This window comes from Halomonas icarae (assembly GCF_009901955.1).
GTDB classification, from domain to species: domain Bacteria; phylum Pseudomonadota; class Gammaproteobacteria; order Pseudomonadales; family Halomonadaceae; genus Halomonas; species Halomonas icarae.
The window spans coordinates 3177766-3201503 of sequence record NZ_WUTS01000001.1 but is presented as its reverse complement, the minus strand read 5'-3'; the positions used below and the strand labels follow the sequence as shown (position 1 = coordinate 3201503).

General features: G+C 62.2%; 35 protein-coding genes. 34 read left to right on the top strand and 1 reads right to left on the bottom strand.

What is annotated here, in order from left to right:
* The first annotated feature begins 45 nt into the window (after positions 1-45).
* The 32 genes from rpsL (at position 46) to rplQ (ending at position 18313) form a co-directional block, all read left to right on the top strand.
* Positions 46-420, top strand: coding sequence for a 30S ribosomal protein S12 (gene rpsL / locus GRB80_RS14770; RefSeq protein WP_102626761.1), 375 nt, complete (start codon positions 46-48; stop codon positions 418-420).
* Positions 421-550: 130 nt separating this feature from the next.
* Positions 551-1021, top strand: coding sequence for a 30S ribosomal protein S7 (rpsG, locus tag GRB80_RS14765; RefSeq protein ID WP_132044083.1), 471 nt, complete (start codon positions 551-553; stop codon positions 1019-1021).
* Between the two features lie 44 nt (positions 1022-1065).
* Entirely contained in the window at positions 1066-3186 is a 2121-nt protein-coding gene (fusA, locus tag GRB80_RS14760; protein WP_132044085.1) for an elongation factor G, read from the top strand.
* Between the two features lie 29 nt (positions 3187-3215).
* On the top strand, positions 3216-4409 hold the full coding sequence (tuf, locus tag GRB80_RS14755) for an elongation factor Tu (RefSeq protein ID WP_132044087.1): 1194 nt from the start codon (positions 3216-3218) through the stop codon (positions 4407-4409).
* A 163-nt stretch (positions 4410-4572) separates the two neighbouring features.
* A complete protein-coding gene (gene rpsJ, locus GRB80_RS14750; protein ID WP_021819602.1) occupies positions 4573-4884 on the top strand; it encodes a 30S ribosomal protein S10 in 312 nt (103 codons plus the stop codon).
* 149 nt (positions 4885-5033) lie between these two features.
* Positions 5034-5672, top strand: a complete 639-nt coding sequence (rplC, locus tag GRB80_RS14745; RefSeq protein WP_161424053.1) for a 50S ribosomal protein L3 — start codon at positions 5034-5036, stop codon at positions 5670-5672.
* Between the two features lie 14 nt (positions 5673-5686).
* A complete protein-coding gene (gene rplD, locus GRB80_RS14740; protein ID WP_132044091.1) occupies positions 5687-6292 on the top strand; it encodes a 50S ribosomal protein L4 in 606 nt (201 codons plus the stop codon).
* Positions 6289-6585, top strand: coding sequence for a 50S ribosomal protein L23 (gene rplW, locus GRB80_RS14735; RefSeq protein WP_132044093.1), 297 nt, complete (start codon positions 6289-6291; stop codon positions 6583-6585). Before rplD ends, rplW begins: the two co-directional genes overlap by 4 nt.
* A gap of 17 nt (positions 6586-6602) precedes the next feature.
* Positions 6603-7430 carry a 50S ribosomal protein L2 gene (gene rplB, locus GRB80_RS14730; RefSeq protein ID WP_132044095.1) on the top strand — a complete coding sequence of 276 codons (828 nt, stop codon included), beginning with the start codon at positions 6603-6605 and terminating at the stop codon, positions 7428-7430.
* Positions 7431-7452: 22 nt separating this feature from the next.
* Entirely contained in the window at positions 7453-7728 is a 276-nt protein-coding gene (gene rpsS / locus GRB80_RS14725) for a 30S ribosomal protein S19 (protein ID WP_084286553.1), read from the top strand.
* An 18-nt stretch (positions 7729-7746) separates the two neighbouring features.
* On the top strand, positions 7747-8079 hold the full coding sequence (gene rplV / locus GRB80_RS14720; RefSeq protein WP_027962354.1) for a 50S ribosomal protein L22: 333 nt from the start codon (positions 7747-7749) through the stop codon (positions 8077-8079).
* 11 nt (positions 8080-8090) lie between these two features.
* Positions 8091-8789, top strand: coding sequence for a 30S ribosomal protein S3 (gene rpsC / locus GRB80_RS14715; protein ID WP_132044097.1), 699 nt, complete (start codon positions 8091-8093; stop codon positions 8787-8789).
* Between the two features lie 15 nt (positions 8790-8804).
* The gene (rplP, locus tag GRB80_RS14710; protein ID WP_023007545.1) at positions 8805-9218 is read left to right on the top strand and encodes a 50S ribosomal protein L16; all 414 of its coding nucleotides are present in this window, start codon (positions 8805-8807) and stop codon (positions 9216-9218) included.
* The gene (gene rpmC / locus GRB80_RS14705) at positions 9218-9409 is read left to right on the top strand and encodes a 50S ribosomal protein L29 (RefSeq protein WP_023007544.1); all 192 of its coding nucleotides are present in this window, start codon (positions 9218-9220) and stop codon (positions 9407-9409) included. Before rplP ends, rpmC begins: the two co-directional genes overlap by 1 nt.
* 1 nt (position 9410) lies before the next feature.
* The gene (gene rpsQ, locus GRB80_RS14700; protein ID WP_132044203.1) at positions 9411-9671 is read left to right on the top strand and encodes a 30S ribosomal protein S17; all 261 of its coding nucleotides are present in this window, start codon (positions 9411-9413) and stop codon (positions 9669-9671) included.
* A gap of 38 nt (positions 9672-9709) precedes the next feature.
* Positions 9710-10081, top strand: coding sequence for a 50S ribosomal protein L14 (gene rplN / locus GRB80_RS14695; protein WP_027962358.1), 372 nt, complete (start codon positions 9710-9712; stop codon positions 10079-10081).
* 14 nt (positions 10082-10095) lie between these two features.
* The gene (rplX, locus tag GRB80_RS14690; protein WP_132044099.1) at positions 10096-10410 is read left to right on the top strand and encodes a 50S ribosomal protein L24; all 315 of its coding nucleotides are present in this window, start codon (positions 10096-10098) and stop codon (positions 10408-10410) included.
* Between the two features lie 18 nt (positions 10411-10428).
* A complete protein-coding gene (gene rplE / locus GRB80_RS14685; protein WP_132044101.1) occupies positions 10429-10968 on the top strand; it encodes a 50S ribosomal protein L5 in 540 nt (179 codons plus the stop codon).
* A 10-nt stretch (positions 10969-10978) separates the two neighbouring features.
* Positions 10979-11284: a 30S ribosomal protein S14 gene (gene rpsN, locus GRB80_RS14680; protein WP_132044103.1), complete on the top strand. Its 306-nt coding sequence runs from the start codon at positions 10979-10981 to the stop codon at positions 11282-11284.
* 29 nt (positions 11285-11313) lie between these two features.
* Positions 11314-11706 carry a 30S ribosomal protein S8 gene (gene rpsH / locus GRB80_RS14675; RefSeq protein ID WP_132044105.1) on the top strand — a complete coding sequence of 131 codons (393 nt, stop codon included), beginning with the start codon at positions 11314-11316 and terminating at the stop codon, positions 11704-11706.
* Positions 11707-11715: 9 nt separating this feature from the next.
* Positions 11716-12246 (top strand): 50S ribosomal protein L6, encoded by a 531-nt coding sequence (gene rplF / locus GRB80_RS14670; RefSeq protein WP_132044107.1) that lies wholly within the window; start codon positions 11716-11718, stop codon positions 12244-12246.
* Positions 12247-12255: 9 nt separating this feature from the next.
* Positions 12256-12606, top strand: a complete 351-nt coding sequence (gene rplR, locus GRB80_RS14665; RefSeq protein WP_027962364.1) for a 50S ribosomal protein L18 — start codon at positions 12256-12258, stop codon at positions 12604-12606.
* A gap of 11 nt (positions 12607-12617) precedes the next feature.
* Entirely contained in the window at positions 12618-13118 is a 501-nt protein-coding gene (rpsE, locus tag GRB80_RS14660) for a 30S ribosomal protein S5 (RefSeq protein ID WP_027962365.1), read from the top strand.
* 5 nt (positions 13119-13123) lie between these two features.
* On the top strand, positions 13124-13306 hold the full coding sequence (rpmD, locus tag GRB80_RS14655; RefSeq protein WP_132044109.1) for a 50S ribosomal protein L30: 183 nt from the start codon (positions 13124-13126) through the stop codon (positions 13304-13306).
* Positions 13307-13309: 3 nt separating this feature from the next.
* Complete coding sequence (gene rplO / locus GRB80_RS14650; protein ID WP_132044111.1) at positions 13310-13744, top strand: 50S ribosomal protein L15; 435 nt, start codon at positions 13310-13312, stop codon at positions 13742-13744.
* Positions 13745-15076, top strand: coding sequence for a preprotein translocase subunit SecY (secY, locus tag GRB80_RS14645; protein ID WP_132044113.1), 1332 nt, complete (start codon positions 13745-13747; stop codon positions 15074-15076).
* A gap of 72 nt (positions 15077-15148) precedes the next feature.
* Positions 15149-15262 (top strand): 50S ribosomal protein L36, encoded by a 114-nt coding sequence (gene rpmJ / locus GRB80_RS14640; protein WP_031384759.1) that lies wholly within the window; start codon positions 15149-15151, stop codon positions 15260-15262.
* Positions 15263-15389: 127 nt separating this feature from the next.
* Positions 15390-15746 (top strand): 30S ribosomal protein S13, encoded by a 357-nt coding sequence (gene rpsM / locus GRB80_RS14635; RefSeq protein ID WP_132044115.1) that lies wholly within the window; start codon positions 15390-15392, stop codon positions 15744-15746.
* 39 nt (positions 15747-15785) lie between these two features.
* The gene (gene rpsK / locus GRB80_RS14630; RefSeq protein ID WP_132044117.1) at positions 15786-16172 is read left to right on the top strand and encodes a 30S ribosomal protein S11; all 387 of its coding nucleotides are present in this window, start codon (positions 15786-15788) and stop codon (positions 16170-16172) included.
* Between the two features lie 12 nt (positions 16173-16184).
* Positions 16185-16805 (top strand): 30S ribosomal protein S4, encoded by a 621-nt coding sequence (gene rpsD / locus GRB80_RS14625; RefSeq protein ID WP_132044119.1) that lies wholly within the window; start codon positions 16185-16187, stop codon positions 16803-16805.
* An 86-nt stretch (positions 16806-16891) separates the two neighbouring features.
* Positions 16892-17890, top strand: coding sequence for a DNA-directed RNA polymerase subunit alpha (locus GRB80_RS14620; RefSeq protein WP_132044121.1), 999 nt, complete (start codon positions 16892-16894; stop codon positions 17888-17890).
* A gap of 39 nt (positions 17891-17929) precedes the next feature.
* Entirely contained in the window at positions 17930-18313 is a 384-nt protein-coding gene (rplQ, locus tag GRB80_RS14615) for a 50S ribosomal protein L17 (RefSeq protein ID WP_132044123.1), read from the top strand.
* A gap of 221 nt (positions 18314-18534) precedes the next feature.
* Here rplQ and uvrA read toward each other — a convergent pair whose 3' ends face one another.
* Positions 18535-21396 (bottom strand): excinuclease ABC subunit UvrA, encoded by a 2862-nt coding sequence (gene uvrA, locus GRB80_RS14610; RefSeq protein WP_161424052.1) that lies wholly within the window; start codon positions 21394-21396, stop codon positions 18535-18537.
* A gap of 174 nt (positions 21397-21570) precedes the next feature.
* Between uvrA and GRB80_RS14605 the strand changes: the two genes are divergently transcribed.
* Positions 21571-22959, top strand: coding sequence for an MFS transporter (locus GRB80_RS14605; protein ID WP_161424051.1), 1389 nt, complete (start codon positions 21571-21573; stop codon positions 22957-22959).
* 151 nt (positions 22960-23110) lie between these two features.
* On the top strand, positions 23111-23731 hold the full coding sequence (ssb, locus tag GRB80_RS14600; RefSeq protein WP_161424050.1) for a single-stranded DNA-binding protein: 621 nt from the start codon (positions 23111-23113) through the stop codon (positions 23729-23731).
* The last annotated feature ends 7 nt before the right edge of the window (positions 23732-23738 follow it).

The following is a 23738-nucleotide window of genomic DNA, read 5'->3' as shown; positions in this document are numbered from 1 at the left end:
CGAGCGGCTACCTCGCTTCCGCAAGGCAACCCATTGGAGCAATAGATGGCAACAATCAATCAGCTGGTGCGCAAGCCGCGCAAGCGTCCCGTCAGCAAGAGTGACGTGCCGGCGCTGCAGGCCTGCCCGCAGAAGCGCGGCGTTTGCACCCGCGTCTACACGACTACCCCGAAGAAGCCGAACTCCGCACTGCGTAAGGTGTGCCGTGTTCGCCTGACCAACGGGTTCGAGGTTTCCTCCTACATTGGTGGTGAGGGGCACAACCTGCAGGAGCACTCCGTGGTTCTGATCCGCGGTGGTCGAGTCAAGGACCTTCCCGGTGTGCGTTATCACACCGTGCGCGGCGCTCTGGACACCTCCGGCGTGCAGAACCGTAAGCAGGGTCGTTCCAAGTACGGTACCAAGCGTCCCAAGGCCTGATCGGCCCGGATCGCGATTTCACCACCCATTGATATCGGTCTGATAAGAGTAAGGTCGGGCGTCGCGGGCTCAAAGCGAGTGCGCGGGAGTTCCGAGTTTACCTGAAGGACCCTTCAACAGAGGGCTTATCATGCCTAGAAGAAGAGTTGCGGCCAAGCGTGAGATCCTGCCGGATCCCAAGTTCGGAAGCGAACGCCTGGCGAAGTTCATGAACCACCTGATGATCGGCGGCAAGAAGTCCGTAGCTGAGCGCATCGTCTATGGTGCGCTGGACAGGGTTGCCGAGCGCAGTAACGAAGAGCCGCTGGAGATCTTCGACAAGGCGCTGGAGAGCATCCAGCCGATGGTCGAGGTGAAGTCACGCCGCGTCGGCGGCGCGACCTATCAGGTGCCGGTCGAGGTGCGTCCCTCGCGTCGTCAGGCGCTGGCCATGCGTTGGCTGGCAGATGCCGCGCGCCGCCGTGGTGAAAAGACCATGGTGCTGCGTCTCGCCGGCGAGATGCTCGATGCCGCCGAAGGCAAGGGCTCTGCGGTCAAGAAGCGTGAAGACGTGCATCGTATGGCTGAAGCCAACAAGGCCTTCTCGCACTTCCGGTTCTAAGTGCCGGCCGCAAAACGCATCGCCAACCAACGGGGAGTTCCACCGTGGCTCGCAAAACTCCGCTAAAACGCTATCGCAACATCGGGATCGTCGCCCACGTCGATGCCGGCAAGACCACCACGACCGAGCGCGTGCTGTTCTATACCGGGATCAACCACAAGTTGGGCGAGACCCACGAAGGCGCTTCTACCACCGACTGGATGGAGCAGGAGCAGGAGCGTGGTATCACCATCACCTCCGCTGCCGTGACGACATTCTGGAGGGGGATGAACCACCAGTTCGACGAGCATCGCATCAACATCATCGACACCCCCGGGCACGTCGACTTCACCATCGAGGTGGAGCGTTCCCTGCGTGTGCTCGACGGTGCCGTGGTGGTGCTGTGTGGCTCTTCCGGCGTGCAGCCGCAGACCGAGACAGTCTGGCGTCAGGCCAACAAGTACGAAGTTCCGCGCATGGTGTTCGTCAACAAGATGGACCGTACCGGCGCTGACTTCTTCAACGTGGTCGCCCAGCTCAAGGACCGGCTCGGTGCCAATGCCGTGCCGATCCAGATCAACTGGGGCACCGAGGAAGACTTCAAGGGCGTCATCGATCTGATCGAGATGAAGGCCATCCAGTGGAACGAAAGCGATTTCGGTGCCACCTATGACCTGATCGATATCCCCGCCGATCTCCAGGAGACCGCGGAGAAGTATCGCGAGGAGATGGTCGAGGCCGCAGCCGAAGCTTCCGAAGAGCTGATGGACAAGTACCTGGAAGGTGGCGAGCTTTCCAAGGAAGAGATCAAGGCCGGTCTGCGCCGTCGTACTCTCGACAACGAGATCGTGCTGGTCACCTGCGGCTCTGCGTTCAAGAACAAGGGCGTGCAGGCGGTGCTGGACTCAGTCGTCGAATACCTTCCGTCTCCCACCGAGGTCAAGGCGATCGAGGGTGAGCTGGACGACAAGGAAGGTACCATCGAGACTCGCGAGGCCGATGACAAGGCGCCGTTCGCCGCCCTGGCGTTCAAGATCGCGACCGATCCCTTCGTCGGCACCCTGACCTTCATCCGCGTCTACTCCGGCGTGCTGAAGTCCGGCGACAGCGTCTACAACTCCGTGCGCAACAAGAAGGAGCGTATCGGGCGTCTGGTGCAGATGCACGCCAACTCCCGTGAGGAGATCAAGGAAGTGCTGGCCGGCGATATCGCCGCCTGTATCGGTCTGAAGGACGTCACCACCGGCGACACCCTGTGCGACCTGAATGACAAGATCGTGCTGGAGCGCATGGAGTTCCCGGACCCGGTTATCTCCGTGGCCGTCGAGCCGAAGTCCAAGGCGGACCAGGAGAAGATGGGCGTGGCGCTGGGCAAACTGGCCCAGGAAGACCCCTCGTTCCAGGTGCGTACCGACGAGGAGACGGGCCAGACCATCATCTCCGGCATGGGCGAGCTGCACCTCGACATCATCGTCGACCGCATGCGTCGTGAGTTCAAGGTCGAGGCCAACATCGGCAAGCCGCAGGTCGCCTACCGCGAGACCATTCGTGGCTCGGTCGAGCAGGAAGGCAAGTTCGTGCGCCAGTCCGGTGGTCGTGGTCAGTACGGTCACGTGCATCTGCGCATCGAGCCGCTGACCGCGGAAGACAAGGGCGAAGATGAAGACATGAGCTTCAAGTTCGCTTCAGAGATCGTCGGCGGCGTGGTTCCCAAGGAATACGTGCCAGCCGTCGAGAAAGGGGCCTACGAGCAGCTGCAGAACGGTGTCATCGCGGGCTATCCGATGATCGACGTCAAGGTTACGCTGTACGATGGTTCCTACCACGACGTGGACTCCAACGAGACCGCGTTCAAGGTTGCTTCTTCCATGGCAGTCAAGGAAGGTGCCAAGAAGGCCAAGGCGGTGCTGCTCGAGCCGGTAATGAAGGTCGAGGTCGTCACCCCCGAGGACTTCATGGGCGACGTCATGGGTGACCTCAACCGCCGCCGTGGTCTGGTATCCGGCATGGATGATTCGCCCATGGGCAAGGTCATTCGCGCCAGAGTTCCGTTGGCTGAGATGTTCGGTTACGCGACCGATCTGCGTTCTCAGACCCAGGGACGCGCAAGCTACGTCATGGAGTTTGCGGATTACGAAGAGGCGCCGTCCAGCGTCGTTGAAGCCGTCATCAACCAAAACGGTTAACCGTTAGCTAACGTAAAGAGGTTATAGCAGTGGCTAAGGAAAAATTTGAGCGTTCCAAACCGCACGTCAACGTCGGTACCATCGGTCACGTCGACCACGGCAAGACCACTCTGACTGCGGCCCTGACCCGTGTTTCCGCCGAGGTGTTCGGTGGTGACTGGAGCGAGTTCGACGCCATCGACAACGCTCCCGAAGAGCGTGAGCGTGGTATCACCATCGCCACCTCTCACGTCGAGTACCAGTCCGAAGCGCGCCACTACGCACACGTCGACTGCCCGGGGCACGCCGACTACGTCAAGAACATGATCACCGGTGCCGCCCAGATGGACGGTGCGATCCTGGTCTGTTCCGCTGCCGACGGCCCCATGCCGCAGACTCGCGAGCACATCCTGCTGTCTCGTCAGGTTGGCGTGCCGTACATCGTCGTGTTCCTGAACAAGGCCGACATGGTCGACGACGAAGAGCTGCTCGAGCTGGTCGAGATGGAAGTTCGTGAGCTCCTCGACGAGTACGACTTCCCGGGCGACGACACCCCGATCATCACCGGCTCTGCCCTGATGGCGCTGGAAGGCAAGGACGACAACGGCATGGGCACCACCGCCGTTGCCAGCCTGATCAAGGCCCTGGACGACTACATCCCGGAGCCGGAGCGTGCCATCGATCAGCCGTTCCTGATGCCGATCGAGGACGTGTTCTCCATCTCCGGTCGCGGCACCGTGGTCACCGGTCGTGTCGAGCGCGGCATCGTCAAGGCTGGCGAGGAAGTCGAGATCGTCGGTATCAAGGACACCGTCAAGACCGTCGTTACCGGCGTCGAGATGTTCCGCAAGCTGCTCGACGAAGGTCGTGCCGGCGAGAACGTTGGCGCCCTGCTGCGTGGCACCAAGCGTGACGACGTCGAGCGTGGTCAGGTTCTGGCCAAGCCGGGCACGATCACCCCGCACACCAAGTTCGAGGCCGAGGTGTACGTGCTGTCCAAGGACGAGGGTGGTCGTCACACTCCGTTCTTCAAGGGCTACCGTCCGCAGTTCTACTTCCGTACCACCGACATCACCGGTACCTGTGAGCTGCCGGAAGGCGTCGAGATGGTCATGCCGGGCGACAACGTCAAGATGGTGGTCAGCCTGATTGCGCCGATCGCCATGGACGATGGCCTGCGCTTCGCCATCCGTGAAGGCGGTCGTACCGTCGGCGCTGGCGTCGTGGCCAAGATCGTCGAGTAAGCATCGCGCTGCTTGAATGATCAGAAGGGGCTCCAGGAGGAGCCCCTTTGCTGTTCATCGTCAACGAGTGTTTGACTCTCGTTTTCGGTGTGCATATAATGCGCATCCTTTGAATGCGTGGGTTGACGGCTCGCGCCGTCAGAATCCATTGGAGTTAGGGCAAATGCAGAACCAGAAGATTCGCATTCGGTTGAAGGCCTTCGACCATCGCCTGATCGACCAGTCCGCTGCGGAGATTGTCGAAACCGCCAAGCGTACCGGCGCCCAGGTTCGTGGACCGATTCCTCTGCCGACCAATCGCGAGCGCTATACCGTGCTGATCTCGCCGCACGTCAACAAGGACGCGCGCGACCAGTACGAGATTCGCACTCACAAGCGCGTGCTCGATATCGTCGAGCCGACGGAGAAGACCGTCGATGCCCTGATGAAGCTCGATCTCGCCGCCGGCGTGGACGTGCAGATCAAGCTCGACTGATTATTACACTAGACACCGCGGCCCAGCGTTCGACAATTCGCTCGAGCAGCAGCCGCCGCGCCGTGAGGCGCCACACAACGTGCTAGTGGAATGCTCTGGAAAGGGCAGCCATAGCGGGTGATAGCCCCGTACACTATAGGAGACTGAGAATGACTATCGGTTTAGTCGGCAAGAAGGCCGGGATGACCCGTGTCTTCACCGAAGACGGCGCTTCCGTGCCCGTAACCGTGATCGAGGTTGAGCCTAATCGCGTCACTCGCGTCAAGACCGTCGAAAGCGACGGCTACGCGGCGATTCAGGTTACAACTGGCTCCCGCAAGGCCAAGCACCTGTCGAAGGCCCAGGCTGGGCAGTTCGCCAAGGCAGGTGTCGAGGCCGGTCGTTCGCTGATGGAGTTCCGCCTGGCAGAAGGCGACGAGGCTCCGGAAGTGGGCGGCGAACTCACCGTATCCCTCTTCGAAGCTGGTCAATCGATCGATGTGACTGGCAGCTCCAAGGGCAAGGGTTTCCAGGGCGCCGTCAAGCGCTGGAACTTCCGCACCCAGGACAACAGCCACGGTAACTCCCTGGCCCACCGCGCGCCGGGCTCCATCGGCATGTGCCAGACCCCTGGGCGAGTGTTCAAGGGCAAGAAAATGGCTGGCCAGATGGGCAACGTGCGTTGCACCGTCCAGAGTCTTGAAGTCGTCCGCGTCGATGCTGAGCGTAATCTGCTGCTGGTCAAGGGTGCCGTGCCTGGTGCCACCGGTAGTGACGTTATCGTGCGCAGCGCCGTGAAAGCTGGCTGAAGGGGAATCTACCGATGAATCTGAATCTTGCTGCCGGCGCCGGCACCGTCGACGTGTCCGACGCCACCTTTGGCAAAGAATTCAATGAAGCGCTCGTGCACCAGGTTGTCACCGCCTATCTGGCCGGTGGTCGTCAGGGTACCCGCGCTCAGAAGAACCGTTCCGACGTGCGTGGCGGCGGCAAGAAGCCGTGGCGTCAGAAGGGTACCGGTCGTGCCCGTGCCGGCACCATCCGCTCGCCGATCTGGCGCAGTGGCGGTGTGACCTTTGCGGCTCGTCCCCAGGACTACACCCAGAAGGTCAACCGCAAGATGTACCGTGCGGCGATGCGCTCGATCCTCTCCGAGCTGGTGCGCCAGGATCGCCTGGTGGCCGTCGAGGAGTTCGCCGTCGACGCTCCGAAGACCAAGCAGCTGGTCGCCAAGCTCAACGAGCTGGGTCTGGAGAAGGTGCTGATCGTCACCGAAGAAGTCGATGAGAACCTCTACCTGGCCGCCCGCAACATCCCCAACGTGGATGTGGTCGATGTGGCCGCCGCCGATCCGGTGAGTCTGGTCGCCTTCGACAAGGTGCTGGCCACCGTCTCCGCCCTCCGTAAATTCGAGGAGAAGCTGGCATGAACCAGGAGCGTGTATTCAAGGTGCTGCTCGGCCCGCACGTGACCGAGAAGGCCGCCATGGCTGCTGAACGCAACCAGTACGTGTTCAAGGTGGCTAGCGACGCGACCAAGCCCGAGATCAAGAAGGCCGTTGAGGCTCTGTTCGGCAAGAAGGTCGACCGCGTTCAAGCGCTGAACGTCAAGGGCAAGACCAAGCGCACCGCGCAGGGTCTGGGTCACCGCAAGGGGTATCGCAAGGCCTATGTTACGTTGGCCGCCGGCGAGACCCTTGAAGACTTCTCTGGCGCCGAATAAGGGCAGGAGTACGGACAATGGCAATCGTCAAGACTAAACCCACATCCGCCGGTCGTCGCCACCTTGTAAAGGTCGTGAACAGCGAGCTCCACAAGGGTGCACCCTACGCGCCTCTGCTCGAGAAGCAGTCGCGCAATGGCGGGCGTAACAACAACGGTCGTATCACCACCCGTCACGTGGGCGGTGGTCACCGTCAGCACTACCGGATCATCGACTTCAAGCGCACCAAGGATGGCGTTCCGGCCATCGTTGAGCGTCTCGAGTACGATCCGAACCGTAGCGCCAACATCGCGCTGCTGAAGTATCTCGATGGCGAGCGTCGCTACATTCTGGCGCCCAAGGGCGTGAGCGCCGGCGACCGTCTCGAGTCCGGCGTCAACGCGGCCATCAAGAAGGGCAACGCTCTTCCGCTGCGTAACATTCCGCTGGGTTCCACCGTGCACTGCATCGAGCTCAAGCCCGGCAAGGGCGGCCAGATCGCTCGCAGCGCCGGTACCAGCGCCCAGCTGGTCGCTCGTGAAGGCAACTATGCCACCCTGCGTCTGCGCTCCGGCGAGATGCGCAAGGTGCTGAGCGAGTGCCGCGCGACCCTGGGAGAAGTGGGCAATTCAGAGCACAGCCTGCGTCAGCTTGGCAAGGCCGGTGCGAAGCGCTGGAAAGGTGTGCGTCCGACCGTTCGCGGCGTGGCCATGAACCCGGTGGATCACCCGCACGGTGGCGGTGAAGGCCGCACCAGCGGTGGTCGTCATCCGGTGACTCCGTGGGGCGTTCCCACCAAGGGCCACAAGACCCGCAAGAACAAGCGCACCGATGCGCTGATCGTTCGTCGCCGCAAGGCCAAGTAACACACTTTAAGAGGTAACGGCTGTGCCACGTTCACTGAAGAAAGGTCCCTTTATTGACCTTCATCTGCTGAAGAAGGTCGAGGCTGCTGTGGAGAAGAGTGATCGCAAACCGATCAAGACCTGGTCGCGTCGCTCCATGATCCTGCCCAACATGGTAGGACTCACCATCGCAGTCCATAACGGTCGCCAACACGTCCCGGTGCATGTCTCCGAGGAAATGGTTGGCCACAAACTGGGCGAATTCGCTGCTACCCGCCTCTATCGCGGTCATGCGGCGGACAAGAAAGCCAAACGGTAAGCCAGAGAGGATTGAGAGATGGAAGTCACAGCTAAGCTGCGTGGCGCTCGTTTATCCGCCCAGAAGGCCCGTTTGGTGGCTGACCAGGTGCGCGATAAGCCGGTCGCCGAGGCGCTGGACCTGCTGACCTTCTCACCGAAGAAGGCTGCCAAGCTGGTCAAGAAAGTGCTGCAGTCCGCCATCGCGAACGCGGAAGAAAATAACGGCATGGATATCGACGAGCTGCGTGTCTCGACCATCTGCGTCGATGAGGGCATGACGCTCAAGCGTATCAAGCCGCGTGCCAAGGGCCGCGCGGATCGTATCTTGAAGCGCACCTGCCACATCACCGTCAAGGTAGCCGAGAAGTAGGAGTCGACCAGATGGGTCAGAAAGTCAATCCAACAGGCATCCGCCTGGGTATCGTCAAAGACCATACCTCGGTGTGGTACGCCGAGCGCGGCGCCTATGCCGATAAGCTGAACAGCGACCTCGCGGTGCGCAGCTTCCTGGAAGAGCGTCTCAAGAACGCCTCCGTGAGCCGCATCACCATCGAGCGTCCGGCCAACAACGCGCGCATCACCATTCACACCGCCCGTCCGGGCATCGTGATTGGCAAGAAGGGCGAGGACGTTGACCGTCTGCGCCGCGAGCTGACCGCGATGATGGGTGTGCCCGTGCACGTCAACATCGAGGAAGTTCGCAAGCCCGAGCTGGATGCCATGCTCGTGGCCCAGAACATCGCTGGCCAGCTCGAGCGCCGCGTGATGTTCCGTCGTGCCATGAAGCGCTCCGTGCAGAACGCCATGCGTCTGGGCGCCGGCGGCATCAAGGTGTCGCTCTCCGGTCGTCTCGGCGGTGCGGAAATCGCCCGTACCGAGTGGTACCGGGAAGGTCGTGTTCCGCTGCACACGCTGCGCGCCGACATCGACTACGCCGCCTACGAGGCCAAGACCACCTACGGCATCATCGGTGTCAAGGTTTGGGTCTTCAAGGGTGAAATCCTCGGGGGCATCGAGGAGGTCCGCGCCAAGGCTAAACAGCCGCAGGCCGCGCCCTCCAAGAAGAAAGGTTCCAGGTAAGGGGAGAGCGAGTCGATGTTACAACCCAAGCGTATGAAGTTCCGCAAGATGCAGAAGGGCCGCAATCGTGGCCTGGCGCATCGCGGAAGCAAGGTAAGCTTCGGCGAATACGGCCTCAAGGCAACTGGCCGTGGTCGTATCACCGCCCGTCAGATTGAAGCCGGTCGTCGTGCGATCACCCGTCACGTCAAGCGTGGTGGCAAGATCTGGATTCGGGTGTTCCCGGACAAGCCGATCTCCAAGAAGCCCCTCGAAGTCCGTATGGGTAAGGGGAAGGGTTCCGTCGAGTACTGGGTCGCACAGATTCAGCCCGGTCGGATCCTCTACGAGATCGAAGGCGTGTCCGAGGAGCTGGCTCGCGAGGCCTTTGGCCTGGCGGCGCAGAAGTTCCCGGTTTCCACCACCTTTGTGAAACGGACGGTGATGTGATGAAAGCCCAGGAAATCCGTGAAAAGTCAGTCGACGAGCTGAACGATCAGCTCCTCGAACTCCTCCGCGAGCAGTTCAACCTGCGCATGCAGAAGGCCACCGGCCAACTCAGCCAGACGCACCTGCTCAAGCAGGTTCGTCGGGACATCGCCCGGGTGAAGACTGTGCTCAACGAGAAGGCAGGTGACTGAGATGGCCGAAGAGAAGAAAACCCGTACGCTCACCGGCAAGGTGGTGAGCGACAAGATGGACAAGTCCATCGTCGTGATGATCGAGCGCCGTGAGCGGCACCCGATCTACGGCAAGTACGTTAAGCGCTCCACCAAGCTCCACGCCCATGACGAGGCGAACCAGGCGAAGGCCGGTGATACGGTCTCCATCCAGGAGTGCCGTCCGCTGTCCAAGACCAAGTCCTGGACGCTGGTCGAGGTGGTCGAGCAGGCCAAGGGCTAACCCTACACCTGCTGTCAGATTAGGTTTGGAGAAAACCGATGATTCAGACTCAGACAATGCTGGACGTCGCCGACAACAGTGGAGCGCGCCGGGTGCAGTGCATCAAGGTGCTGGGCGGTTCTCATCGCCGTTATGCCCACGTTGGCGACATCATCAAAGTCACGGTGAAAGAAGCCATTCCGCGTGGCAAGGTCAAGAAAGGCCAGGTCCTCAAGGCGGTGGTGGTTCGCACCCGCAGCGGTGTCCGTCGTTCCGACGGCTCGCTGATTCGCTTCGACGGAAATGCGGCGGTTCTGTTGAACAACACCAATGATCAGCCGATCGGCACCCGTATCTTCGGGCCGGTGACCCGTGAGCTTCGCAACGAGAAGTTCATGAAGATCATTTCCTTGGCGCCTGAAGTGCTGTAAGGAGCGAGGCGGATATGCAAAAGATCAAACGTGACGATGAAGTGATCGTCATCGCCGGCAAGGATAAGGGCAAGCGCGGCACCGTAAAGCGGGTTCTTGATAACCGCTTCGTGGTGTCCGGTGTGAACATGATCAAGCGTCACACCAAGCCCAATCCCATGGCGGGAAATCAGGGCGGTATCGTCGAGCGCGAGGCTCCGATTCACGCGTCCAACGTGGCCATCTTCAACCAGGAGACCGGAAAGGCAGATCGCGTCGGCTTCCAGGTTCAGGAAGACGGTACCAAGGTACGTATCTACAAGTCGACGCAGTCGCAGATCGACGCCTAACGCGAGTCGGGTAGCATAATGGCGAACTTGAAAGAACGTTATCAGAACGAGGTGGTGGCTCAACTCAAAGAGCAGTTCAGCTACGCCAACGTGATGCAGGTGCCACGAGTCACCAAGGTGACTCTGAATATGGGCATCGGCGAAGCGACCAGCGATAAAAAGCTGATCGACAACGCCATCGGTGACCTGGAGAAGCTCTCCGGTCAGAAGCCGGTGGTAACCAAGGCACGTAAGTCCATCGCGGGCTTCAAGGTGCGTGAAGGCTGGCCGATCGGGATCAAGGTGACCCTGCGCTCCGAGCGCATGTGGGACTTCCTCGATCGCCTGGTGAATATCGCGATCCCCCGCGTTCGTGACTTCCGTGGTCTCAACCCGAAGTCCTTCGACGGTCGTGGCAACTACTCCATGGGGGTGCGTGAGCAGATCATCTTCCCGGAACTCGAGTATGATAAGATCGACCGGATTCGTGGTCTGGATGTCACCATCACCACCACCGCCAACACCGATGATGAAGGTCGTGCGCTGCTGAGCGCGCTGAACTTCCCGTTCAAGAAATAAGGGTGGGATCATGGCAAAGAAAAGCATGGTAGAGCGTGAGCTCAAGCGCGCCAAGCTGGTGGAGAAGTACTCCGCCAAGCGTGCCGAGCTCAAGGCGATCATCCAGGACGCGAACGCTTCCGACGAAGAGCGCTTCGAAGCTACGCTGAAGCTTCAGCAGTTGCCGCGCGACTCCAGCCCGGTGCGTCAGCGTAACCGCTGTCGTATCACTGGTCGTCCGCACGGCTTCTACAACAAGTTCGGCCTCGGCCGCAACAAGCTTCGTGAAGCCGCCATGCGTGGCGATGTTCCCGGACTCAAGAAGTCCAGCTGGTAAGCCACGCAAGAATCAGGAGCGCAACGTAAATGAGCATGCAAGATACTCTGGCGGATATGTTTACCCGTATCCGCAATGCGCAAATGGCCACCAAGGAGACGGTCACCATGCCGTCTTCCCGCCTCAAGGTTGAGGTGGCCCGCGTATTGAAGGAAGAGGGTTACATCAACGACTTCGCGGTGTCCGAAAGCGCCAAGCCGGAGCTGGCCGTGACCCTCAAGTATTTCGAGGGCAAGCCGGTCATCGAGCACATCCAGCGAGTTTCCAAGCCGTCCCTGCGCCAGTACAAGGGCAAGGACGCGCTGCCGAAGGTCGCCGATGGTCTGGGTATCGCTATCGTCACCACCTCCAACGGGGTGATGACCGATCGCGCGGCTCGCAAGGCCGGTGTCGGTGGCGAAGTCATCTGCACCGTATTCTAGGAGTTTGGAATGTCCCGCGTAGCCAAATATCCAGTAAAAGTGCCCGCTGGCGTCGAGATCAAGATCGACGGTGACCAGCTGACCGCCAAGGGCGGCCAGGGCACGCTGTCAATGACCATCCACCACGACGTGGTGGTAGGTCAGGAAGAGGGTCAGCTGACCTTCGCCCCCAGCGAGTCTGCCAAGACCTGGGCCATGGCCGGTACCACCCGCGCCCTGGTGCAGAATCTGGTGACCGGGGTAAGCGAAGGCTTCACCAAGTCCCTCGAAATCATCGGCGTCGGTTATCGTGCCCAGGCCAAGGGCCAGACGCTCAATCTGTCACTAGGCTTCTCGCACCCAGTCGAGTATACGCTGCCTGAGGGTGTCTCCGCGGAAACGCCGAAGAACACCCAGATCGTGCTGAAGAGCGCGGACAAGCAGAAGCTCGGCCATGTGGCCGCGGAAATCCGCGCCTTCCGTCCGCCCGAGCCCTACAAGGGCAAGGGTGTCAGGTACGCCGACGAGCAGGTGCGTCGCAAAGAAGCCAAGAAGAAGTAAGGCAGGGTTATGAACGCGAAGAAAGAATCTCGTCTCCGTCGTGCCCGCCGCGCTCGCGCCAAGATCCGCGAGCTGGGCGTGTATCGCCTGTGCGTCAACCGTACCCCGCGTCACATCTACGCGCAGATTATCTCGCCGGATGGTGGCAAGGTGCTGGCCAGCGCCTCAACGCTGGACAAGGTCCTGCGTGAGGGTGCTACCGGCAACGCTGACGCCGCCGCCAAGGTTGGCGAACTGATTGCTGAGCGCGCCAAGCAAGCGGGCATCACCCAGGTAGCCTTCGACCGCGCCGGTTTCAAGTACCACGGCCGCGTCAAGGCCCTGGCCGACGCCGCTCGTGAAGGCGGCCTGGAATTCTAAAGGGTTTTACGATGGCGAAGAACGAACAGCAAAGCGGCGACCTCCAGGAGAAGCTGGTACAGGTCAACCGTGTTGCCAAGGTGGTCAAGGGTGGCCGTGTCTTCGGTTTCACCGCTCTGACCGTCGTGGGCGACGGCAAGGGTCGTGTCGGCTTCGGTCGCGGCAAGGCACGTGAAGTGCCGGTCGCTATCCAGAAGGCGATGGACCAGGCGCGTCGCAACATGGTCAAGGTGCACCTCTCCGGCGGCACCCTGCAGTACCCGATCAAGGCCCGTCACGGTGCCTCCAAGGTGTACATGCAGCCCGCCTCCGAGGGTACCGGCGTAATCGCCGGCGGTGCCATGCGCTCCGTGCTGGAGCTGGCCGGCGTCCATGACGTCCTGGCCAAGTGCTACGGCTCCACCAACCCGGTGAACGTGGTACGGGCGACCGTCAAGGGCCTGAGCGCCATTCAGTCGCCGGAAGACATCGCCGCCAAGCGCGGTATGCCTGTCGAAGCGATCACGGGGTGAGCACCATGGCAGCAACGATCAAGGTTACCCAGACCCGCAGCACCATCGGCGTGCTGGCCAAGCACAAGGCCACCATCCAGGGCCTCGGCCTGCGCCGCATCGGTCACACGGTCGAACTGGAAGATACCCCCGCCGTACGCGGCATGATTCACAAGGTTAACTACCTTGTGCGCGTTGAGGGAGAGTAATCCATGAAACTCAATAGCCTGAGCCCGGCACCGGGCTCCAAGCACGCCGAGAAGCGTGTCGGTCGTGGCATCGGCTCCGGTCTGGGCAAGACCGGCGGCCGTGGCCACAAGGGCCTCAAGTCGCGCAGCGGCGGCAGCGTCAAGCCCGGCTTCGAGGGCGGTCAGATGCCGCTCCAGCGGCGTCTGCCGAAGTTCGGCTTCACCTCTGCGAAGTCGCTGGTTTCCGAGGAAGTGCGCCTGGCCGAGCTGGCCAAGGTTGCCGGTGACGAAGTCACCCTCGAGACCCTCAAGCAGGCCAACGTGCTGAAGGACGCCACGCTGCACGCGAAGGTGATCCTCTCCGGCGATCTGAACAAGGCGGTTACGGTTCGCGGACTCAAGGTCACCAAGGGTGCCCGTGCCGCGATCGAAGCCGCCGGTGGCAAGGTAGAGGACTAAATGGCGAAGTCAGGAAAAATGCCGGCGATGGGCAGCGGTCTAGGTGAACTGTGGGCGCGTCTGCGCTTCGTGCTCCTCGCCATCGTGGTGTACCGCATCGGTGCCCACATCCCCGTGCCCGGTATGAATCCTGACCAGCTTGCTGCCTTGTTCAGGGAGCAGCAGGGTACCATCCTTGGCATGTTCAACATGTTCTCGGGTGGCGCCCTGGAGCGCATGAGCATCTTCGCCCTGGGCATCATGCCCTATATTTCGGCGTCGATTATCATGCAGCTGTTGACCGCGGTCTCGCCCCATCTTGAGCAGCTCAAGAAGGAGGGTGAGGCCGGGCGGCGCAAGATCAGCCAGTACACCCGCTACGGCACCGTTGCCCTGGCACTGGTTCAGGCCACCGGCATGTCGGTCGGCCTGGCCAGCCAGGGCATCGCCTATACTGCCGACTTCAGCTTCTACTTCACCGCCATCGTCACGTTCGTGGGTGGTGCGGTATTCCTGATGTGGCTGGGTGAACAGATCACCGAGAAAGGGATCGGCAACGGCATCTCGCTGCTGATCTTCGCCGGTATCGTGGCGGGCCTGCCCGGCGCCGTCGGTCAGGCCTTCGAGCTGGCTCGCAACGAAGGGGCGTGGAACGTCCTGCCGCTGCTGGCACTCACTGCCCTGGGCGTTGCTACCGTGGCCTTCGTGGTGTTCATCGAGCGCGGTCAGCGCCGCATCACGGTGAATTATCCGCGTCGTCAGGTCGGCAACAAGATGTATGCTGGTCAGAGTAGCTATCTGCCGCTGAAGGTGAACATGGCGGGCGTCATTCCGCCGATCTTTGCCTCCAGCATCCTGCTGTTTCCGGCCTCGCTGGGACAGTGGGTCGGTGCCGGCGATGGCCTCGACTGGCTGCAGCGTGCGTCCCAGGCTCTTGGCCCGGGTCAGCCGCTGTACATCTTGCTTTTTGCCGCTGCGGTGGTATTCTTCTGCTTCTTTTACACAGCGCTGGTCTTCAATCCCAAGGACGTCGCCGACAACCTCAAGAAGTCGGGTGCCTTCCTGCCGGGGATTCGTCCTGGCGAGCAGACGGCTCGCTACGTCGACAAGGTCATGACTCGTCTGACCCTGTTTGGCGCCTTGTACATCACTGCGGTTTCCCTGATGCCCCAGTTCCTGATCGTGGCGTGGAACGTGCCGTTCTTCTTTGGCGGTACTTCGCTGCTGATCGTGGTGGTGGTCATCATGGACTTCATGGGTCAGGTGCAGTCGCACCTCATGTCGCACCAGTACGAGTCGGTGATGAAGAAGTCCAACCTGAAAGGCTACGGCGGCGGCGGCATCATGCGCTGAGGCGCCGTTCGTCGAACTGGCGCGTTGCGGTCCCCAGGGGCCGCCTCGCTAGCCGACTTTGGAGATGGAACGATGAAAGTTCGAGCTTCCGTGAAGAAAATGTGCCGCAACTGCAAGATCATCCGTCGCAATGGCGCCGTCCGCGTCATTTGCACGGAGCCGCGGCACAAGCAGCGTCAGGGTTGATCCTGGCGACTGCGCTGAACCGGGTGCCGGCATGCCCCCCTTGCCCTGTGCAGGGTAAAGGGGTATGCTGTTGCGCCTTTTGTAGTAGACCCAACGAGCAAGCCGCTCACATATTCGGAGTAAGCTGATGGCCCGTATTGCAGGCGTCAATATCCCGGACAACAAGCATGCGGCGATCTCGCTGACCTATATCTTCGGGATTGGCCGCACTCGTGCACAGGATATCTGTGCCGCGTCCGGCATCGCGCCGACCACCAAGATCCAGGACCTGTCATCTGAAGAGATCGACACCCTGCGTTCTGAAGTCGGCAAGTACACCGTTGAAGGTGACCTTCGTCGTGATGTGACGCTGAATATCAAGCGTCTCATGGACCTGGGTTGCTACCGTGGTCTGCGTCATCGTCGTGGTCTTCCGCTGCGTGGTCAGCGTACCAAGACCAATGCGCGTACCCGTAAGGGCCCGCGTAAGCCGATCCGCAAATAACACGCACGTTCTGGCGTAAAGACAGGAAGAATCATCAACATGGCTAACCCGCGTAGCAATCGCAAGAAGGTTAAAAAGCAGGTGGTGGATGCCGTCGCGCATATCCACGCCTCTTTTAACAACACGATCATTACGATCACAGACCGCCAGGGCAATGCCCTATCCTGGGCAACTGCCGGTGGTTCGGGTTTTCGTGGTTCTCGCAAGAGCACCCCGTTCGCTGCTCAAGTGGCAAGCGAGCGTGCAGCGACCGCTGCAGCCGAGTATGGTGTGAAAAACGTCGACGTGCTGGTCAAGGGCCCCGGTCCTGGCCGTGAATCCGCCGTGCGCGCACTCAACGCCGCCGGCTTCCGCGTGCAGAGCATCATTGACGCGACGCCCATTCCCCACAATGGCTGCCGTCCGCCGAAGAAACGCCGCGTTTAAGGAGACAGATTCATGGCTCGTTACATTGGACCGAAGTGCAAACTGTCTCGTCGTGAGGGGACCGACCTCTTTCTGAAGAGCGGTGTCACTCCCTTCGAGAAGAAGTGCAAATCCGAGCAGATTCCGGGTGTGCACGGCCAGCGCCGTCAGCGTATTTCCGAATACGGCTTGCAGCTTCGCGAGAAGCAGAAAGTACGTCGCATGTATGGCGTACTCGAGAAGCAGTTCCGCAACTACTACAAGGAAGCGGCCCGTCTCAAGGGCGCGACCGGCGAAGTACTGCTGCAGCTTCTCGAATCCCGACTGGACAACGTCGTCTACCGCATGGGCTATGGCTCGACCCGCTCCGAAGCTCGGCAGCTGGTCAGCCACAAGGCCATCGCCGTGAATGGCAAGACCGTCAACGTGGCGTCCTATCAGGTCAAGCCCGGTGATGTGGTCTCCGTTCGCGAGAAGGCGAAGAATCAGGCGCGCATCCAGAACGCCCTGGCCCTGGCCGCCAACCGCGGCGACGTGGCCTGGATCGAGGTCGATGCCAAGAAGATGGAAGGCACTTTCAAGGCGCTGCCCGAGCGTGGCGACCTGACTGCCGACATCAACGAGGCCCTGATCGTCGAGCTGTACTCCAAGTAAGCGGTGTCAAGCGCCGTGCCTGCCCTCGTTGACGGGGGCGGGCCAAGAGTACCCAGTATCCGTTTGGCAGCCTGAAAGGTGTTCATATGCAGCGTTCAGTGACAGAGTTTCTTCGTCCGCGCGACATCAAGGTCGAAGAGATCAGCGCACACCACGCAAAGATCGTGCTCGAGCCCTTCGAGCGTGGCTTCGGCCACACGCTGGGCAACGCCCTGCGTCGCATCCTGCTCTCGTCCATGCCCGGCTGTGCCGTGGTAGAGGCCGAGATCGGCGGCGTAGAGCATGAATACAGCGCGATCGAGGGCGTTCAGGAAGATGTCATCGAGATCCTCCTGAACCTCAAGGACGTGGCGATCAAGATGCATAGCCGCGACGAGGCGGTGCTCTCGCTGAACAAGCAGGGCCCGGCCGTCGTGACTGCGGGCGATATCGCCCTCGACCATGACGTCGAGATCATCAATCCCGACCATGTCATCGCCCACGTCAACGAGGGTTCTGAGCTGAAGATGCAGCTCAAGGTGGCACGCGGCCGTGGCTATGAGCCGGCGGATGCACGTGTCGGTGCCGATGATGAATCTCGCGCCATCGGCCGCCTGCAGCTGGATGCGACCTTCAGCCCCGTGCGTCGTGTTTCCTACAGCGTCGAGGCCGCGCGTGTTGAGCAGCGCACCGACCTCGACAAGCTGATCATCGACCTGGAAACCGACGGCACCCTGGATCCCGAAGAGGCGATCCGTCGCAGCGCGACCATCCTGCAGGATCAGCTGGCCGCGTTCGTCGACCTGGAAGCCGACAAGGAACAGGAAGTGGAGGAGGAAGAGGATCATATCGATCCGATCCTGCTGCGCCCCGTAGACGATCTCGAGTTGACCGTTCGCAGCGCCAACTGCCTGAAGGCCGAGAATATCTACTACATCGGCGATCTGATCCAGCGCACCGAGGTGGAGCTGCTCAAGACGCCGAACCTCGGCAAGAAGTCCCTGAACGAGATCAAGGACGTGCTGGCAGCACGCGGTCTTTCCCTGGGCATGCGGCTGGAAAACTGGCCGCCGGCAAGCCTGAAGGACGACAAGGCCTCCGCGTGAGCGCCGACTCGAGTCCCAGTTTGGTAAGGAATCACAACCATGCGTCATCGTAAAAGCGGTCGCCAGTTGAACCGTAACAGCTCGCATCGCCAGGCCATGTTCAAGAACATGAGCGTGTCGCTGATCGAGCACGAGGTCATCAAGACAACCCTGCCCAAGGCCAAGGAGCTGCGTCGCGTCATCGAGCCGCTGATCACTCTGGCCAAGCAGGACAGCGTCGCCAATCGTCGTCTGGCCTTCAGCCGCACCCGTTCCAAGGAAGCGGTCGGCAAGCTCTTCAATGAGCTGGGTCCGCGTTACGCCGAGCGTCCGGGCGGTTACGTCCGTATTCTCAAGTGCGGCTTCCGCACCGGCGACAACGCCCCCATGGCCTTCGTCGAGCTCGTCGACCGTCCGGTCGTCGAGGATGCCGACGAGGAGTGATCCTCGGGCCCCCGGGTCAGGCATACGCTGTAAAGAAAAACCGGCTCCCGCAAGGGGCCGGTTTTTTTTATCCCCGGCTTCGCCGGGAGCTGTAAGCCATAAGCTGTAAGCCATAAGAAACCCCCGCCAGGTCTGGCCTGCGGGGTCTCATGCTGTGCTTACAGCTTACAGCTTACAGCTTACAGCTTACAGCTTACAGCTTACAGCTTATGGCTTACAGCTTAAGAGGCGGCCTCAGTCTCCGCCTTGCCGGCTTGGGCCCGCTCCAGCAGCGGCTTGAGGAAGCGCCCGGTATGGGAGACCTCGCTGCGGGCCACCTGCTCCGGGGTACCCTCGGCGATGATGCGTCCGCCGCCGGAGCCGCCCTCGGGACCCAGGTCGATCAGCCAGTCGGCGGTCTTGATCACATCCAGGTTGTGCTCGATGACCACGATGGTGTTGCCGTGGTCGCGCAGGCGATGGAGCACGCCGAGAAGCTGGCGGATATCCTCGAAGTGCAGGCCGGTGGTGGGCTCATCGAGGATATACAGCGTCTTGCCGGTGTCGCGCTTGGCCAGCTCCCGGGCGAGCTTGACCCGCTGGGCCTCGCCGCCGGAGAGGGTGGTGGCGCTCTGGCCCAGGCGGATATAGGAGAGGCCCACATCAAGAAGGGTCTGCAGGCGGCGGGCAATGGCCGGCACGGGGCTGAAGAACTCCAGCGCCTCCTCCACGGTCATCCCCAGCACCTCGTCGATGCTCTTGCCCTTGTACTCGATCTCCAGGGTCTCGCGGTTGTAGCGCTTGCCCTTGCAGACATCGCAGGGCACATAGATATCGGGCAGGAAATGCATCTCGACCTTGATCATGCCCTCGCCCTGACACGCCTCGCAGCGTCCCCCCTTGACGTTGAAGGAGAAGCGGCCGGGCTTGTAGCCCCGCGAGCGCGCCTCCTGGGTGCCGGCGAAGAGTTCGCGGATCGGCGTGAAGATCCCGGTGTAGGTGGCCGGGTTGGAGCGAGGGGTACGCCCGATGGGGCTCTGATCGATATCGATCACCTTGTCGAGATGATCGAGCCCCTCGATCTCATCGTGGGCCGAGGGCGTCAGGCTGGTGGCGTGGTTGAGCTCGCGGGCGGCGATGGGCATCAGGGTCGAGTTGATCAGCGTCGACTTGCCGGAGCCGGAGACGCCGGTGACGCACACGAACAGGCCCAGCGGCAGCTCCAGGGTGACATCCTGAAGGTTGTTGCCGCGGGCGCCTGAGAGGCGCAGTACCTTCTCGGGGTTGCCGGGGATGCGCCAGGGCGGGACCTCGATGCGCCGGGTGCCGGCCAGGTACTGGCCGGTGAGCGAATCGGCGGTCGCGGTCACCTCCTCGGGGGTGCCCTGGGCGATGATCCGGCCGCCGTGAACGCCGGCTCCGGGGCCGATGTCGAGCACATGGTCGGCGGCACGGATGGCATCCTCGTCGTGCTCCACCACGATCACGGTGTTGCCCAGGTCGCGCAGGCGCTCGAGGGTCTGCAGCAGACGGTCGTTGTCACGCTGGTGCAGGCCGATGGAGGGCTCATCGAGGATATACATCACTCCCACCAGGCCGGCGCCGATCTGGCTGGCCAGGCGGATACGCTGGGCCTCGCCGCCGGAGAGGGTCTCGGCGCTGCGCTCCAGATTGAGGTAGTCGAGACCGACGTTGACCAGAAACTCCAGGCGGGCATGGATCTCGTTGATGATCTTGGTGGCGATCTCGCCTCGCCGGCCCGGCAGCTCGAGCTCCTGGAAGTAGTGCCAGGCCTCGCCGATGGGCAGGCGCACCATGTCGGGCAGGGAGCGCTCGTCGATAAAGACATGGCGCGACTCCTTGCGCAGTCGCGACCCGTCGCAGCCCGGGCAGGGCTGGAGCGCGATATAGCGTGCCAGCTCCTCGCGCACCATGTTCGACTCGGTCTCACGGTAGCGGCGCTGCAGGTTGGGCAGCACTCCCTCGAAGGGGTGTTCGCGACTCACCTTGCGGCCACGATCGTTGACATAGTGGAAGGCGATATCGTCGTGACCGCTGCCGTAGAGAATCACCTCGCGCTCGTGGCGTGCCAGCTCCTGCCAGGGGGTCTCCAGGGTGAAGCGGTAGTGATCGGCCACTGCCTGGAGCTGATTGAAATAGAAGACGCTGCGCCGGTCCCAGCCCTTGATCACGCCTTCGGCCAATGACAGTTCCGGGTGGCTGATCAGCTTGTCGGGATCGAAGACCTGCTGCACCCCCAGGCCATCGCAGGTCGAGCAGGCGCCGGCGGGGTTGTTGAAGGAGAACATGCGCGGCTCGAGCTCGGCGATCGAGTAGCCGCACACCGGGCAGGCGAAGCGTGCCGAGAAGGCGATATCCTCCCGCTCGCCGTCCATGAAGTGGACCATGGCGACGCCGTCCGCCAGGCCGAGGGCGGTCTCGAAGGATTCCGCCAGGCGCTGCTGCAAGCCGTCACGCACCTTGATGCGGTCCACCACCACGCTGATATCGTGCTTGCGGGTCTTCTCCAGCGGGGCGATATCATCGAGCTCCAGGACCTGGCCGTCGACCATCGCGCGCACGAAGCCCTGGGCGCGCAGCTCGGCGAGCAGCTGCAGGTGCTCCCCCTTGCGTCCCTTGACCACCGGAGCCAGCAGCATCAGCTTGCTGCCCTCGGGCAGCGCCAGCACCTGGTCGACCATCTGCGAAACGGTCTGGGCCTCGAGGTCCTCGTCGTGTTCCGGGCAGCGCGGCGTGCCGGCCCGCGCGAACAATAGCCGCAGATAGTCGTAGATCTCGGTAATGGTACCCACGGTAGAGCGGGGGTTATGGGAGGTGGACTTCTGCTCGATGGAGATCGCCGGTGACAGCCCCTCGATATGATCGACGTCGGGCTTCTCCATCATCGACAGGAACTGGCGGGCATAGGTGGAGAGCGACTCCACATAGCGCCGCTGCCCTTCGGCATAGAGCGTATCGAAGGCCAGCGAGGACTTGCCCGAGCCGGATAGGCCGGTGACCACGATCAGCCTGTCGCGGGGCAGCTCGACGTCGATATTCTTCAGGTTGTGGGTGCGGGCACCCCTGACCAGAATCCTGTCCATTCCCACCTCATGAGCGCGGCAAAAGAGCGCGGCAAAAGGCCGATTATACGGGCCGGCTCCCGGCGGCGGCAAAGCGGGTTGGATGTCGACTTTCCCCGGCAGGTGGCAAACCGCTAGAATAGACGGTCAATCCTGGGCGCATGACGCCCCCTCCAGGGAAGATACGCTACGCCTATGCGCAAGGTCTCCGGGCTGCTGCTCCCCGCCGAACGGCGCGCCATCACCGGCCTGGCCGGTCTCTACGCCACTCGTATGCTGGGCCTGTTCATGGTGCTGCCGGTTCTCGCGCTGTATGCCGATGACCTGGCCGGCGCCACGCCGCTGCTGGTGGGGCTGGCGCTGGGCATTTACGGCCTGACGCAGGCGGTACTGCAGATCCCCTTCGGGCTGCTCTCCGATCGTCTTGGACGCAAGCCGGTGATCGCCGCCGGCCTGGTGCTGTTTGTGCTGGGCAGCGTGGTGGCCGCCGCCGCCGACACCATCGGCGGCGTCATCCTGGGGCGCTGCCTGCAGGGCAGCGGTGCGGTGGCCGCGGCGATCATGGCACTGCTGGCCGACCAGACACGCGAGCAGGTGCGCACCGCGGCGATGGCCACCATCGGCCTCTCCATCGGGGTGGCCTTCGCCGTGGCCATGGTGCTGGGACCGCTGGTGGCCGCCAGCTTCGGTCTTTCGGGAGTGTTCTGGTTCAACGCCCTCCTGGCTGCCATGGGACTACCGGTGCTGTGGCGACTGGTGCCGCCTGCACCACGCCGCTTGCGCCATCGCGATGTGGGCATCGACCGCGCACAGCTGGGGCGCACTCTGAGGCGGCCCGATCTGCTGCGCCTGGATGTCTCCATCTTCGCCCTGCACCTGGTGCTGATGGCGATCTTCGTTGCGGTACCCTTCCGACTGATCGAGGCGGGGCTTCCCTCGGAGCGCCACGGGCTGGCCTATCTGGGCGTGATGCTGCTGGCCTTCATCGGCATGGTGCCACTGGTCGTGGTGGCCGAGAAGCGCCGACGCATGAAGGCGATGTGCCTGCTGGCCATCTCGGCGATGCTGGTCAGCCTGCTGGGCATGGCCTGGGGCGGCACCGGTCTCTGGGGGCTGCTGGCCTGGCTGCTGGCCTACTTCATTGGCTTCAATCTGCTCGAGGCCACGCTGCCGTCGATGATCAGCAAGCTGGCACCGGCCGGGGCCAAGGGCACCGCCATGGGGGTCTACTCGACCAGCCAGTTTCTGGGGGCCTTCCTGGGCGGCGTGCTGGGTGGCGCCCTGGCCCAGCACTGGGGGCTGACGGCGGTCTTCCTGGGAGCAGCCACGTTGGTAGCGGCCTGGCTGGCGGTCATGGTGGGCATGCGTCAGCCGCCGCATCTGGTCAGCGAAGTAGTGGCGCTTGAGGGTGATCACGGCGATGATGCCCTGGAGACCCTGATGGCGAGGTTTGCCGAGGTGGCCGGCGTCGAGGATGTGCTGGTCGTCCCCGAGGAGCGCCTGGCTTATCTCAAGGTGGACCGCCAGCGCCTCGACGAGGAGGCGCTGGCCAGACTGATCGACTCGGGAAGGGAGCGTGCCTGACGGCGCCCTCACCCACGCCGGCCGGCATGACACACCAGATGGCGACCCCGGCCCGCGAAACCGTGCATTGATGGCATCTCTTTCCTGTATCTCTTTCTGACAACTTTCCCGAAAACTTTTCTGAAAACTTTTTTTAAACAAGGAGTCCCTCATGGCCCGTGGCATCAACAAGGTCATCCTCATCGGCAATCTGGGGCAGGACCCCGAGGTTCGTTTTACCCCTTCCGGTACCGCCGTTGCCAATGTCAACCTGGCGACCACCGATACCTGGATGGATCGCCAGAGCGGCCAGCGTCAGGAGCGTACCGAGTGGCACCGTCTGGTGATGTTCAACAAGACCGCCGAGATCGCCCAGCAGTACCTCAAGAAAGGCAGCAAGATCTATGTCGAGGGACGCCTGCAGACCCGCAAGTGGCAGGGCCAGGATGGCCAGGATCGCTATACCACCGAGATCGTGGTCAACGACATGCAGATGCTCGACGGCCGCGCCGGTGGTGGAGACTTCCAGGGGGGCGGCTTCGGCGGTGCCCAGCAGCAGGGTGGCTATGGCGGACAACCCCAGCAGGGCGGCTATGGCAGCCAGCCGCCGCAGGGTGGTGCTCCCCAGCAGGGCGGAGGCTTCGGCGGTGGAGCACCCCAGCGTCCCCCGCAGCAGCCTCCCCAGCGTCCCGCCCAGGGTGGCCAGCCGGCTGGCGGTCAGCAGCAGGGTAGCAACTTCGGGGCTCCCGATCCGGGCAGCTTCGACGACTTCGATGACGAGATCCCGTTCTGATACGTCG